This is a genomic window from Winogradskyella sediminis, from assembly GCF_003387355.1.
GTDB lineage: Bacteria > Bacteroidota > Bacteroidia > Flavobacteriales > Flavobacteriaceae > Winogradskyella > Winogradskyella sediminis.
On sequence record NZ_QUNH01000003.1, the window covers coordinates 352,644 to 367,483 of the forward strand.

Below are 14,840 nucleotides of genomic sequence, written 5' to 3' on the forward strand. Positions count from 1 at the left end.
ATACAATACAAAGCGGAGTGATATGGCAGACCAAGGCTCCACCTATCTTTTCTTTTTCTTAGCTTTAGAATCCTGAGGTTTTTGTAAAGCAAGTGATGTTTGAGCCACCTGATTCGCTAAAACCTTTTCGATAAGTTCTTCTTTAGTTAAATGATGAAACACGGTTTTAACATCTTGTTTTAATTGTTCCGAAATCGCACGATTGGGTTTGGTCTTAAATATTTTTTTAGCCCATAAAAGAATCTTCGTTTCCTCTATACTCTTGGCATCTGCTTTTTTGTACGCATTAAAGACAATACCTAATTCGTCTTCAAAATCATCAATATCTATAACTTCTTCTTGCTGAAGAATGGTAAGCGCTAAGCCCTTTGCTCCTGCTCTAGCCGTTCTTCCACTTCTATGCACATAGGCATCGTAAGTATCAGGCAAATGGTAATTAATAACGTATTCTACGGCTTTTATATCTAACCCACGTGAAGCTAAATCCGTAGCTACTAAAATATCAATATGACCTTCTCTAAATTGGCCCATAATCCGATCGCGAATCCCTTGTGTTAAACTACCATGAATTGCACCCGAAGAAAATTTATGAATCGCTAAGTTTTTAGCAAGTTTATTTACTGCTGCCTTAGTTTTACAAAAAATGATTCCACGTTGACCAACTTTTGAATTTAAAAAATGAAGTAAAACATCTAATTTCTCTATAGGTTCCACAACTACAAACTGATGATCTATACCTTGGTGTCCGGCAGTTGCCATATCAGCTTCAATATGCACCACCTCTTTAGACATGTAATTCTGAACCAATTGCTTAATAGTGCCTGGCATAGTTGCAGTAAAAAGCAGTGTACGTCTCGTTTTAGGTATTACTTTAATAATAGCATCTAGGCCTTCTTTTAAAGCACTAACCATTTCATCGGCTTCATCCAAAACAAAATAAGAGATTTTAGTAATGTCAATAGCATTTCGCTTTACCAAATCTGCCAATCGGCCTGGCGTTGCAACCACAATATGTGTGGTCGCCTTAAGTCGTTCAATTTGAGGTTTTATTGGAATTCCACCACAAAGCGTAGCTATAGACAGTTCGGGCATATACTTAGCAAAGGCACTTAAATTAGAACCGATTTGTTGCCCCAATTCTCTTGTTGGTGCTAAAATTATAGCTTGTACAGTTGAAACCTCTGTGTCAATTAATTGTAAAAGCGGCAATCCGAAGGCGGCAGTCTTTCCTGTTCCTGTTTTAGCTAAAGCGACTACATCTTGTGATTGTTGCAATACCGCAGGAATTGTTTTGACTTGAATATCAGTTGGTATGGAAATCTGTAAATCAGCTAAACTTTTTTGTAGCTGTTCATTAATTCCTAAATCGGAAAAACGTTTAGACATAAAATTATTTTTTTAAAAGGTGGAAAAGCCTTTTTTATAAGAAATAAAACAAAGCTCGTTCTTACAACGATACAGTCCTATTTTATAACTATAAATCTCTAAATTAAAGAGGTAAGTAGGTATTCAAAACAAACGGATAGTTTGTGGTCTATCTGTATAAAATGAAGTTATATAGTAATTGCGTCGTTATTTTTTTATAACGCGAACATTTGTGGCGATTAAGCCTTTTTTACCTTTTTCTATATTGAAGGTTACTTTATTCTTTTCTCTAATCTTATCGACTAGGTTTGTAGTATGAACAAAAATTTCTTCTTTTGAATCTTTTAGTATAATAAAGCCAAAACCTTTCTTTGCATTAAAAAATTTAACGGTTCCTTCTTTGGTTTCGCTTACTTTGTTAAGATTAAATAATTTGTTTATGAAACTTCTAATCATCGTTCTGTTGTAGTTTTTATAAAGTTTAAAAAGTAATACTTCTAATTGGTCTACTTTTAATTCACGCTACAAAAATAGTATAAATAATAGAGTTTGTAATAAAGTCTTCAGAGATAGTTGATTCTTATTCAATTTCACTGTATAGATTATATGAATTTATATCTTTGCATTCCTTTAAATCAGCCTGTGCAAAACGTGAAACAAATAAAAGCATACTTGGATCAAATCGCAACGATATCGCCATCCGATTGGGAGTTCTTCACCTCTAAGTTACAACGACGTGTGATAAAAAAAAAGAGTGTATTTTTAAAACTAAACGACATTGAGAATCATATTTCGTTTATAGAATCTGGTGTAGTCCGATTGTTTATACCTAAGGAAAATCCGGATAAGGAAATTACTTTTGGATTTAGTTTTAAAGATCAATTTGTAAGTGCTTACGATTCTTTTTTAACTCAAACACCTTCTGCTTACCAATTACAAGCGCTCTCAGAAACGACCTTGCTAAGTATAACGTATTCCGATTTGCAAGATGTTTATAAAACTACGCAAATAGGAAATTTAATAGGACGACTAACTGCAGAACGCCTTTTTTTACTTAAATCTAGTCGCGAACAAAACCTTTTAAACCTCTCAGCAGAAGAACGTTATTTGAAATTATTTAAAGAACGACCAGAACTATTAAAAATCATCCCACTAAAATATATCAGTTCTTATATTGGTGTTACAGCTCAAGCTTTAAGTAGAATTAGAAAACGACTTTAAAGCTAAACGATAAGGTTGTTTTAAGTTTTTTTATACCCCTTTGCGTAAGTTATAGTGTTTTTTTTATTGATTTAGATTCATTGTTTGAGACTTTGAGTACGTCTATCTTTGCAAAAAAACAGCTATGATTATATTACTTTTTGTTCTGGTGCTCTGGTATGGAGGTCTATTTTTTCAGTCTTTCTTTTTACATCGTTATGCAGCGCACCAAGTCTTTACAATGTCTAAAACCATGGAGCGTATCACCTTTATTTTAACCTGGATTTTTCAAGGTTCTAGCTACTTAAGCGCCTATGGTTATGGTATAATGCATCGTATGCATCACGCTTATACAGATACAGAAAAAGATCCTCATTCTCCCTCTTATGATGCCAATGTGTTTGCAATGATGTGGAAAACAAAAACGATTTATCAAGATATTAATAAGCAACGTATCCCTGTAGATCAGCGTTTTACTAAAAATGTACCACAATGGAAATCGTTTGATGCCTTTGCCAGCTCCCGTTTTTCTAGAGTCTTATGGATGTCTTTATATGTATTATTCTTTGTGTTATTTGTAACCTCGTGGTGGCAATGGTTATTGTTACCTATTACCTTTTTAATGGCTCCCATTCACGGCGTTATTATTAATTGGTTTGGCCATATTTATGGGTATGTAAATTTTCAAATGAAAAATACGAGCAAAAATTTATTTCGTTTCGATTTTTTAATGATGGGAGAAGGATATCATAACAATCACCACAAACATGCTAGCAGAGCTAATTTTGGGGTAAAATGGTATGAAATCGATGTCACTTATGTCATTATCAAAATACTAGATGCCTTAGGTGTTATTCAACTAAAACCTATAAGCATTAAGCCATAACAGATTATCAATTACATATGATAAGCTCATCAATTTTGATGGGCTTTTTTTTGCTATCAACCTATATATTAAATGCTTAAATTTATAAATTTAGAGTTCAAAGTGTTTTAATTAGTCCTTGCTGTGGTCACTGTTTTAGGCATCCAAAACATGATATATCTCATAATTTAGCATGCTGAAAGCCTTAAATTTGTATTCTGTTTTTTAGTGACTATCTAATACTTATATTTTTAAGACCTATGAATAAAAATGCAACCAATAAAGCAATCTATATTGCCACTACAGAACCCGATAGTGGAAAGTCTGTAATCTCACTAGGATTAATGCAGTTACTGCTAGGTAAAGCAGCTAAGGTAGGATATTTTAGGCCTATTATCGATGACCTTAAAACAGGCGAAATAGACAATCATATTAACACCGTGACGTCTTATTTTAATCTCGATTTAAATTTTGAAGATGCCTATGCTTTTACCCGAAGTGAAGTCATAAGATTGAAAAATGAAGATAAAGACGATAAGATTATCAGTAAAATTATAGATAAATATAAAGCTGTAGAAGAACGTTTCGATTTTGTATTAATTGAGGGCAGTAGTTTCGTTGGTGAAGGAGCTATTATTGAGTTTGATATTAATGTCTTAATTGCCAAAAACTTGGGTGTTCCGGCTATAATAATTGCCAACGGACATCATAAAACCACTGAAGATGTAGTCAGTAATTTACGAATGGCTTACGATTCTTTTAAAGACAAAGGAGTTGAAATTTTGTCCGTTATAGCCAATAAGGTTGACAAGACGAAGTCATCCATTATGGTTTCAGAATTAGAAAAAAACTTACCTTCTAATGTTATTGTAAATGCCATTCCTCTAAATCCTATATTGGCAAATCCATCTATAAAGGAGATTGTAGAAGAACTCAATGCTGAAGTGCTTTTTGGTGAGTCGCACATAAATAATCAAGCAGGTAATTATAGTGTTGGTGCTATGCAGTTGCGCAACTATCTCACACATTTAAAAGATAATGCTTTAGTTATTACGCCAGGTGACCGAGCCGATATTATTTTAGGAGCGCTACAGGCGCATGTTTCGGAAAACTACCCTTCTATTTCTGGTATTGTTCTAACTGGTGGTTTAAAACCCGAAGATTCAATTATAAAATTAATTGAAGGGCTTTCGGATGTGGTCCCTATTATTTCTGCTAAACGTGGCACCTTTTCGGTAACGAATTGTATTGGGACGATAAAATCTCAGATTTATGCTGAAAACACTCAAAAAATTTTGACGTCCATTAAAGATTTTGAAAAATATGTAAAATCCGATGCACTCGTTGAACGTCTTATAACTTTTGAAACCAGTGGAATTACTCCAAGGATGTTTCAGTATAATTTATTAAAAAGTGCCCGTTCAAATAAAAAACATATTGTTTTACCTGAAGGCTTAGATGAGCGTATTTTAAGAGCAACTAAACAACTTATAGATGTCGATGCTGTAGAAATCACATTGCTAGGAGATAAAAAACAGATTGAAGCTAAATTAGTTATGTTAGATATTCCTTTAGACCTCAATCGTATTAATATTATAAACCCCATTGAATCAGAACATTTTGAGTCTTACGCTAATACGCTTTATGAGCTTAGAAAACATAAAAATGTTAATTTAGCTATGGCTAAAGATTTAATGGAAGACGTCTCTTATTTTGGTACCATGATGGTGCACAAAGGAGATGCAGATGGCATGGTGTCTGGTGCTGTGCATACAACGCAGCATACTGTGCTTCCTGCACTTCAGTTTATAAAAACACGTCCAGAAACCTCCATTGTGTCGTCTATATTTTTTATGTGTTTAGAAGACCGTGTGTCAGTGTACGGAGATTGTGCTATTAATCCCAATCCAAATTCCGAGCAATTAGCCGAAATTGCAATTTCTTCAGCAGCAACGAGTACAGCCTTTGGAATAGATCCTAAAGTAGCTATGTTATCTTATTCTTCGGGTTCGTCTGGAGTTGGAGAAGATGTAGAACGCGTACGAAAAGCAACAGATATCATTAAATCTAAGCGTCCAGATTTAAAAGTGGAAGGTCCTATTCAATATGATGCAGCTGTGGATATAAAAGTAGGAAAAACCAAACTACCAGATTCGGAAGTTGCCGGACAAGCAAATGTATTTATTTTTCCTGATCTCAACACAGGGAACAATACGTACAAAGCTGTACAACGCGAAACGAAGGCCTTAGCCATTGGCCCCATAATACAAGGGTTAAATAAACCAGTAAACGATTTAAGTCGTGGTTGTACAACAGATGATATTTTTAACACTGTTATTGTTACCGTAATCCAAGCACAAGGACTTTAAAATTGAATTAGAATGAACATATTAGTCATAAACTCAGGAAGCTCTTCTATAAAATTTCAACTTATTGAAATGCCTTCTGAAACCTTAATTTGTAGTGGTTTGGTAGAACGTATTGGTGCAGAGGATGCCATACTTAATTATAAAACTAAGCAGATAGATCTTAAGCATGTAGAACATATAAAAGATTATAAGGAAGGGCTTAAAAAGATTGAAGATTTATTGCTCGATCCTGAGCTGGGCGTCATAAAAAACACCGATGAAATTGAGATCATAGGACATCGTGTAGTGCATGGTGGTAATTCGTTTTCAGACCCTAAATTAATTACAGATACTGTAAAGCAAGATATAAAAGCCTATAGTTCTTTGGCACCTTTACATAATCCTAATAATCTTCAAGGTATCATAGTGGCAGAACAACTTTTTCCGAAGGCTAAACAAGTGGCTATTTTTGATACTGCATTTTTTCAGACCTTACCAGAGAAAGCAAAAAAATATGCGCTTCCAAATCAACTTTACAACGAGGAGCAAATTCAGGTTTATGGATTTCATGGTACGAGTCATAAATATGTTACAGAAAAAGCTTTAGCGTACTTAAATTTAAAATCTTCTAAGATTATCACTATTCATCTAGGTAATGGTTGTAGCATGACTGCTTCTATAAATGGAAAAAGTGTAGATCATAGTTTAGGGTTTACACCTTCTAATGGTTTAATCATGGGAACACGTGTTGGAGATATAGATCATGCCATTATTTTTTATTTGGTTGATAAATTGGGTTATACGCTTCAGGAAGTAAATCATTTAGTCAATAAACAAAGTGGTATGCTTGGTATAACAGGTTATTCAGACTTAAGAGATATTGAAAGAGAAGCCGGAAGTGGCAACAAAGATTGTCAGTTAGCTTTGTCCATGAATGCTTACCGAATTAAAAAATATATCGGAGCATACACCGCTGCGATGAATGGTTTAGATGCCATTGTTTTTACTGCCGGAATTGGTGAAAACTCAAGCGTAATCCGACAATTGGTTTGTGAGGATATGGATTACTTTGGTATTGATATTAACATTGCTAAAAATGAAATTAGATCTAAAACAATCAGAGAGATTAACACCGCAACTTCAAGAACTAAAATTCTAATCGTTCCAACTAATGAAGAATTAGAAATTGCCAATCAAGCCTTTCAGCTTCTAACCTAATATAGAATTTTGCATTATTAATTTATAGATTATCGATTCCGACCCTAGAGGTCTAGAAATAGTATAAAAAAAGCGTCATATAATATATAGGACGCTTTTTCGTTTATGATCTTCTCACTAAATTTTAGCCAGAGTTCCATTTGGCTTTAATGTTATATTGCGTTCAGCAACGAAAATCCCATCTTCAGTTTTTAATTTCAGAATACGTGTAGGATCTCCTTTCTTTGTCATACGTTTTCTACATGTTTTTGTTAATAACGGATCTTCATCAAATAAAAACGACTCTACAACATATTCTTCGGAAGATGGTGCTTTTATAACAGGAAATATTTGTTGCAATTGATTGTATCTTCGATCTCCACCAGGTACAAAAGTGTAAAATGTATATCGTCCGTCAGCATCGGTTTTAATCCAACTCCTATGAAATACGTAACGGTCTTCACCTGTATTTCTCAAATCGAATTCACCATTTTCATTGGGTTGTTCAATAAATAGAATGACATCATTAGCAGGTGTAACACCATCACTTTGGTAAATGATACCTGTAAGTTTTAGTTTGTTCTTTTTAGATCTAAAATCTGGAATCGTATCCGTGCTTCTTAATTGATCTTCGGCACGATCATAAATAGGATTATTAAAATCTAAAATAGTATTAGATTCTTGTGCCTTCACATTAGTATATATATTTAAGAAAGCAATTACGAACACTAAAGTCAATAGGTTTTTCATTGGGATAAGCTTTTGGGTTTCACCAAAATTGACTCTTTTATATTGTAATACCTTAAAAATCACATAAATGCATCATTTTTACGATAAACCGAAAAAACAAACCAAAATTTCCGATGAACTGCGACACAGGGATTTATTAATGAGTCTCAACACAAGGGATCTAAAGCGATTTTGATAAAACTATTTTTAATAGAAAAAACAATATGAAAATAGGGATATTTAGCGTCCATAATTTATTAGAAATCAAATTGGTTTTATAGACTGAAATTCGGTAAGAAATTTAGGGTTTAATTAGGAAGCGTTAAACCTATAAAATGGCCTAATATTTAAAGAAATCGACACCCTTTTGTTACAAAAAAGCAATGATATTTAGGTGAAACACTCCCGAAAACGGTAAAAGTATTTCGTCGGTATTATTAGCGTTTAATCCACTAAACATGCAGTTTAACCTTAAAATATGTATTTCATATACAAAAATCTTTAGTGAAAAATGCTCAAATAAAGTTGTTTTCTTTAATAAATTGTATAGATTTGTGGAACTAAGATTAATTAAATAGCGTGAATATGAAAACCAAATCTACTTTATTTTGTGCTTTATTTTTTCTAATGATCAGTGTGAGTTTTGCTCAAAAAAAAGGGCAATCTCAAAGTATTATTAGTGGTAAAGTAAACATCGCAAAATATCATAGTCGAGAAGACCTTAAAAGGATGAAAAAAGGCGAGCTCCTCGACCTTTATATAGAACGAATTGAAGTTATAGTAAATATCCTTCCAAATATCGCGTTTGCTACAAAACCGGGAGTTACTATGGAAAATCTCGGGATTCCAGATACAAAAGATAACAAGAAAGCTTTAGAAGATAATATAGATGCTTCTACCTCTTATTTTGATAGCACTATGGAATTTCAAAAAAAGATACTACCCTACTCTGATACTACAGATTTAATTGCGGCAATTCTTTTTTACGAATCCACTTTAAAAGCATTACATACCTACGACGATTTCAAAAAAGATTAGTTAGTTTTTTTAATTATTAAATGTGTTTTAGAACCTTGACCCCAAAAAGTCAAGGTTTTTTTTAGTCCATTATTTTTCTTTTAATTAGCACTTGTAGATTCGGCTTAATGTTCTAATTTTGACGTTTAATAGGAATAATCTGTAGTACAATTCCTATATATTTTAATATATGTAGTATTTTGTCGATATTATTTGTGTTTCGTGGAATATATTTATATGTTTGATATTAATTGTAAGAATAGACCCCTTTAAATTTACCTACTATGAAAAAAATTACACTTTCTTCACTTTTATTTCTTTTGGTGTTTGGTAATTTATTTGCTCAACAAGAAAAAGGAATTATAGGTTACAATAACTGGTTAGACTCTTGGACAGACTTTCAGCCTAACAAGGCTAACTACGAAGAACCAACACAAATTTTATCTGGAAACATTTCAGAAGATATGACTTTGACTAAAAGGAACACCTATCTTTTATTAGGTGAAGTTTTTGTCACAGATAGTACAACATTAACTATAGAGCCAGGAACGGTTATATTAGGAGATCACAAAAGTAAAGGATCTTTAATTGTAGCCAATGGATCTAAACTCATTGCTGAGGGAAATTCAACAGATCCAATTGTTTTTACATCTAATAGAACGGATAAAAAACCTGGTGATTGGGGAGGCTTATTTTTGCTTGGTGATGCACCTATAAATGTATTTGGTAAAGTAGCATCGCTTAATTATGGTTTAAACCCATCATCAACAGAAAGCATTAGCTATGGTGGAGATAACATTGAAAGCGACTCTGGTATATTGGATTATGTGAGAATTGAATACGCAGGTAAGAAAACAAAAGGATTTGAAAATTTTAGCGGCTTAACTCTTGCTGGTGTCGGCAATAAAACGGCTATTAGTAATGTAATGGTGAGTTATAGCGAAGGCCATTCTTTTAATGTTTTAGGTGGCGAAGTGAATTTAACGAAGACCGTTTCCTATAGATCTAAATATAATGATTATAATTTTAATACAGGTACGCAGTGTCGTATAGAAAATGCTTTAGCAATTAGATCACCATACATCTCAAGTGCTGATGGTTCTCGGTGCATGTCTGTTCAGTCTTACGATTTAAAAGAAAATGCAGATACATCCAAAAAACAAACTTTTGTTGATGCAGAAAACCTAACGCTAGTTAACATTAGTAAAGATTTAAAATCTGATATCAGTGTTGGTTTGGTACAAGAAGCAATTTCTATTGGTCCAGATGTATCTTTTCATATTAATAAAAGTGTGATTTCTGGATTTAAGCCAGCAGTAATTTTAGATGAACGCATTACTATTAATAGTGAAAACTTAGAAAAGATTAAGATTACGCAATCTTATTTTAATAATTGTAAAGGCAACATTTTTAAGGAATATTCGTCTAATAACGATGATTTAGAAAGTTGGTATGGTAGTAGAGCTTTCAATAATGTCTATTCTAAAGGTCCAGATCACGAAACCTTTATCGCCTCTGATAACGCCAGGAATCCAGATTTTAGATTAAGAATCAATAAAATTATTGCTTCCAATGACTTGTTTGACGATGAAGAGGAAGATTAATTTGAATCTCAAAAACGCTATAAAACTCATATATGAGTCTACACTATGTAAATCATTAATTTAACCCTAAACCGCTTATAGACTAAAACTACAATTCCCAAACCAATGCTTAAACCTACTTACCTAACCCATTTCTTTTACGGAATTTGCTTTTGCCTCGCTATTATAGCGCAGCGAGCTAACGCGCAAGTAGTAATTGGTGCGCCAAACTTAGGATTTTCGCAAGCCTGTGCTAGTGAATCCTTCAACACTTATAATGCCACTTTTATTTTTTCACCAGAATCTGCTTTAGACGCCTCTAATCAATTTACCATTGAAATGTCTGATGCTGACGGTGATTTTGCTGACCCTACCGTTATACACACTACTGCAGCAGGATCAGTAACCGTTTCGCCTGCTACGATTTCTTTTTCTATTCCAGAAACCACAGCTGGTGAAAACTACCGCATTCGAATTAAAAGTAGTGCGCCTATAGCAACGAGTTCAAAATCGGTTCCTTTTGCAGCATATTATAAAATTCAAGATTCTCCTTTTACCATTAACAACCTAGTGTCTACAGGAGCGTATTGCTTAGGAGGCAGTTACTTATTATCTATTGATAATCCAGGGAATGGTACCAACGATTCACCACTTCAGTATCCAAGTCTTACTTATAAATGGTACAAGGAAACAGGACCTACGACTTCCGATTTTGTTGCCGATGGTCCGACCTTAGCCGTAAATACAGAAGGGACTTATTTTGTAAGAACAAATTATGGTACTTGTACTTCCAATTCTTTTTCTAATCGTGTTACTATTAGTGAAGCCGTATCTGGTGAAGCCAATGCCACAATAGTATCGAGTTTAGGAAATCCGTATTGCCCAGAACAAGGTCTTACCACCTTAAGTACCATTGGCGGCATTTCTTATCAGTGGTATAAGGATGGTAATATTATTCCAGATGCCACAAGTCAAATGTACCTAACTGACGAATCTGGTACTTTTTCAGTTCAAGTTGATTTAGGTGAATGTGTAGCTTCTGGTTCTATTGATCTAGTAAGTGAATTATTTGATAGTTCTATTGATGTTCCAGAATACAATGAGATGTCTGCTGAAGACTCTTTATGGGTAACGGTAACGACCACAGCATTAAATCCTGAATTCATATGGTATTTAAACGGTAATATAATTGCAAGTGCTACAGAGGCTTCATTTGAAGCTACGGAATTTGGTGATTATACCGTAAGTATAACACAAACAACAGGATGCGCTGCAACGGTTGAATATGGTTTTACCATTGAAGAAGAGCTCGATCTTTTTCCAGATGTTGAAGCTATTCCTAATCTTATCAGCCCTAATGGTGATAGTATCAATGATACATGGATTATACCAACAGCTTATGTAAGTGGTACGGATACGGAAGTGATTATAATGAATAATCAAGGAAAAATAGTTTTACAGACTAAAGATTACTTAAATAATTGGCCAGAAAACGATTTAAAACTAACAAGTATTAACCAGGTGTATTATTATATCATAACCACATCTGATAATGAAACAAAAAAAGGTTCTATAACCGTAGTGAAATAACATGAAAGGACTATTCTTACTTCTTATATTATGTTTCTGTTCTGTACAGACATTCTACGCTCAAGAAGATGACGGAGTGGTTTCACTTGCTATACCAACTCGAAATTCGTTGACCTTTAATCGTTATACCATTAACCCAACTTTTAGCTTTGTGCGAGAGCAAACCAAATATATAAGTTTCTATAATAAAAGAGAATGGGTACAGTTTGAAAACGCACCTCTCACCTATTTGGCTAGTTATTCAGGACGATTTGGTGAAAACATTGGAGCCGGCTTAGGATTGTTTCAGCAGAATTATGGAGTACTCACCACCTTTGGTGGTATTTTGAATTTTGCATATAATGCAACATTAGGATACGACAGTAATCTTACTTTCGGACTTAACATAGGTGCTTATAAAAGTGGTATCAATACAGGAAATGTAGTCACCAATTTTAATGATCCATCTTTACAAAATGTACCCGAAAATTTTCTAATAACAATTAATCCAGGTATCAATTATGGTACTGAGTTTTTAGATTTTGGTGTTTCTATAAACAATTTAGCTTTATATAATCTAGAATCGTCTGCACTTATAGAAGATAATCCTCAACAAAGTGTTCAAGCTCATGTTATGTATACAGGTTACATGTCTAGTAGAGGTTTTTTTGATGAAAGTAAATTTACTGGATTATTACGTTCAGAATTTCAAAAAGAAGAAACTATTATTTCTGGTGTTGCCATGGTAACAGTGCCTAAAGGAATTTGGGGACAAGTAGGTTACAATACACTTTATGGTGTTTCTGGTGGCATTGGATTGAATATAACTACGCAAATCGCTATTGAATATAATTATGAAACTGCTTTTGGTGACTTAAGCAATTATGGACCTTCTCATGAAATTTCTTTAGCCTATAGATTTAAAAATAATAATTATTACGATTACAGTCGTGCAGACGAAGTAACAGGTATTCTATCTACAAATAAAAACAGAAGACGTCGCGTAACTAAAACACCCAAGTCAACTGTAGCAAGTCGTAAATCAGTTATTGATGCCAAAGCAAAAGCAGATGCAGAAGCTCAACGCAAAGTAGAACAAGAAGAACTAGTATTACAGCAACAACAGGAAGCTGAAGCAAAACGTATCGAAGCTCAAAAAACAAAAGCATTGGCAGAAGCAAAAGCCAAGGCTGAAAAGGAAGAAGCAGAACGAATAGCAGCACAACGTGCAGAAATGAGAGCTAAAATTCAGGCAGAACAAAAAGCTCAAGAAGAAGCCGCTGCTCAAGCTAAACTATTAGCAGAACAAAAAGCTAAAGAAGAAGCTGCTGCTCAAGCTAAACTATTAGCAGAACAAAAAGCTAAAGAAGAAGCTGCTGCTCAAGCTAAACTATTAGCGGAACAAAAAGCTAAAGAAGAAGCTGCTGCTCAAGCTAAACTATTAGCAGAACAAAAAGCTCAAGAAGAAGCCGCTGCTCAAGCTAAACTATTAGCAGAACAAAAAGCTAAAGAAGAAGCTGCTGCTCAAGCTAAACTATTAGCAGAACAAAAAGCTAAAGAAGAAGCTGCTGCTCAAGCTAAACTATTAGCGGAACAAAAAGCTAAAGAAGAAGCTGCTGCTCAAGCTAAACTATTAGCAGAACAAAAAGCTCAAGAAGAAGCTGCTGCTCAAGCCAAACTATTAACGGAACAAAAAGCTCAAGAGGAAGCTGCTGCTCAAGCTAAACTATTAGCAGAACAAAAAGCTCAAGAAGAAGCTGCTGCTCAAGCCAAACTATTAGCGGAACAAAAAGCTCAAGAGGAAGCTGCTGCTCAAGCTAAACTATTAGCAGAACAAAAAGCTCAAGAAGAAGCTGCTGCTCAAGCCAAACTATTAGCGGAACAAAAAGCTCAAGAGGAAGCTGCTGCTCAAGCTAAACTATTAGCAGAACAAAAAGCTCAAGAAGAAGCTGCTGCTCAAGCCAAACTATTAGCGGAACAAAAAGCTCAAGAAGAAAAAGAAGCTAATGTAGATGCTATTGCAAATCCAAAGGATGCGCTCGCAGTATCGATGCAAACCATATCTAAAGCAACGGAAGCGTCTAAAGCTGTTCAAAATGAATTATTAAAGCAATTCGATGACATTGTTGCTATTAAGGATCAGGATCTAAAGGATATGAAGGAAGAGAATGATTTAAGTGATCAAGGGATTGTAGTACAGCCAAAACCATTTAAAAGTGTTACAGCTGAAAACAATAAACTTAGAGCTATTAAAGCAGATTTAGATGCTGTGATAAAAACACGTAGCGAAAAAATTGAAGAACTAAAAGCAATATATGAAGAGCGTGCAGCTATAAAGGAATTAGCCTTAGATGAAGTGACATTATTCTACAAAAAAGAAATTAACAGATTACAATCAGAACAGTTAAAAGCCAATGAAGCCAAATCTAAATTAGATCTGAAGCTAGAAGCGATTAAAGTGGCCACTGAATTTGAGAAAAGAAGACGTATTAAGCGCGCAGCTTTTAATAACGAAGATGATAGATATAGCCAAGATAGAGCTCGATTAAAAAAATTAAAGGAAACTACAGCATTAGCCGAAACTCCTTATAAAGCTGAAGATTTTGATTTTGGAGAAGCTCAAGGTAATAGTATTAAAATATTAAAAAACATCAGTCATGTTAAAAGTGGTTTCTACCTAATCATTGCGGTCCACAGTGACGTAAAAAGTAGAGATGAATTTTTAAGAAAAGTTATCGCATCTGGAAGAACTAATGTTGATTTCTTTCACGATGTAAATACGAGTAAGTATTACATCTATTATGATAAAGTTGATGATATTTCAAGTGCTAATAGAGCCTTAGAAACCAAAGGAAATAGACCTTATAATGGAAAAATGACAATAGTAAAAATAGAAAACCAATAATAGTTAAGCCACCTTTCACTTTAGTTTTTGCCCCAAGATTAAAGTGATAAACTAAAATAAAG

At 34.0% G+C, this 14,840-nt stretch carries 11 protein-coding genes; 8 read left to right on the forward strand and 3 right to left on the reverse strand.

Annotated elements, in window-relative coordinates:
- Positions 1–42: 42 nt before the first annotated feature.
- The gene (locus C8N41_RS14295) at positions 43–1,386 is read right to left on the reverse strand and encodes a DEAD/DEAH box helicase (RefSeq protein ID WP_115839760.1); all 1,344 of its coding nucleotides are present in this window, start codon (positions 1,384–1,386) and stop codon (positions 43–45) included.
- A gap of 186 nt (positions 1,387–1,572) precedes the next feature.
- Positions 1,573–1,821, reverse strand: coding sequence for a cold-shock protein (locus C8N41_RS14300; RefSeq protein WP_092447627.1), 249 nt, complete (start codon positions 1,819–1,821; stop codon positions 1,573–1,575).
- 195 nt (positions 1,822–2,016) lie between these two features.
- On the opposite strand from C8N41_RS14300, the gene C8N41_RS14305 reads away from it, so the two are divergent.
- The 4 genes from C8N41_RS14305 to C8N41_RS14320 all read left to right on the forward strand — a co-directional run bounded on the left by C8N41_RS14305 (position 2,017) and on the right by C8N41_RS14320 (position 6,996).
- Entirely contained in the window at positions 2,017–2,586 is a 570-nt protein-coding gene (locus tag C8N41_RS14305; RefSeq protein WP_092447850.1) for a Crp/Fnr family transcriptional regulator, read from the forward strand.
- A 124-nt stretch (positions 2,587–2,710) separates the two neighbouring features.
- A complete protein-coding gene (locus C8N41_RS14310) occupies positions 2,711–3,451 on the forward strand; it encodes an acyl-CoA desaturase (RefSeq protein WP_115839761.1) in 741 nt (246 codons plus the stop codon).
- Between the two features lie 239 nt (positions 3,452–3,690).
- Complete coding sequence (pta, locus tag C8N41_RS14315; protein ID WP_115839762.1) at positions 3,691–5,799, forward strand: phosphate acetyltransferase; 2,109 nt, start codon at positions 3,691–3,693, stop codon at positions 5,797–5,799.
- A gap of 12 nt (positions 5,800–5,811) precedes the next feature.
- Positions 5,812–6,996: an acetate/propionate family kinase gene (locus C8N41_RS14320; protein ID WP_115839763.1), complete on the forward strand. Its 1,185-nt coding sequence runs from the start codon at positions 5,812–5,814 to the stop codon at positions 6,994–6,996.
- A gap of 117 nt (positions 6,997–7,113) precedes the next feature.
- On the opposite strand, the gene C8N41_RS14325 is transcribed toward C8N41_RS14320, so the two are convergent.
- Positions 7,114–7,725, reverse strand: coding sequence for a peptidase associated/transthyretin-like domain-containing protein (locus C8N41_RS14325; RefSeq protein WP_092447849.1), 612 nt, complete (start codon positions 7,723–7,725; stop codon positions 7,114–7,116).
- Between the two features lie 564 nt (positions 7,726–8,289).
- Between C8N41_RS14325 and C8N41_RS14330 the strand changes: the two genes are divergently transcribed.
- The 4 genes from C8N41_RS14330 (at position 8,290) to C8N41_RS14345 (ending at position 14,778) form a co-directional block, all read left to right on the forward strand.
- Positions 8,290–8,742, forward strand: a complete 453-nt coding sequence (locus tag C8N41_RS14330; RefSeq protein ID WP_115839764.1) for a hypothetical protein — start codon at positions 8,290–8,292, stop codon at positions 8,740–8,742.
- Between the two features lie 263 nt (positions 8,743–9,005).
- Positions 9,006–10,325: a hypothetical protein gene (locus C8N41_RS14335; RefSeq protein WP_115839765.1), complete on the forward strand. Its 1,320-nt coding sequence runs from the start codon at positions 9,006–9,008 to the stop codon at positions 10,323–10,325.
- A gap of 105 nt (positions 10,326–10,430) precedes the next feature.
- Positions 10,431–11,894 carry a T9SS type B sorting domain-containing protein gene (locus C8N41_RS14340; RefSeq protein ID WP_115839766.1) on the forward strand — a complete coding sequence of 488 codons (1,464 nt, stop codon included), beginning with the start codon at positions 10,431–10,433 and terminating at the stop codon, positions 11,892–11,894.
- A 1-nt stretch (position 11,895) separates the two neighbouring features.
- Entirely contained in the window at positions 11,896–14,778 is a 2,883-nt protein-coding gene (locus C8N41_RS14345; RefSeq protein WP_115839767.1) for a PorP/SprF family type IX secretion system membrane protein, read from the forward strand.
- Positions 14,779–14,840: the final 62 nt, after the last annotated feature.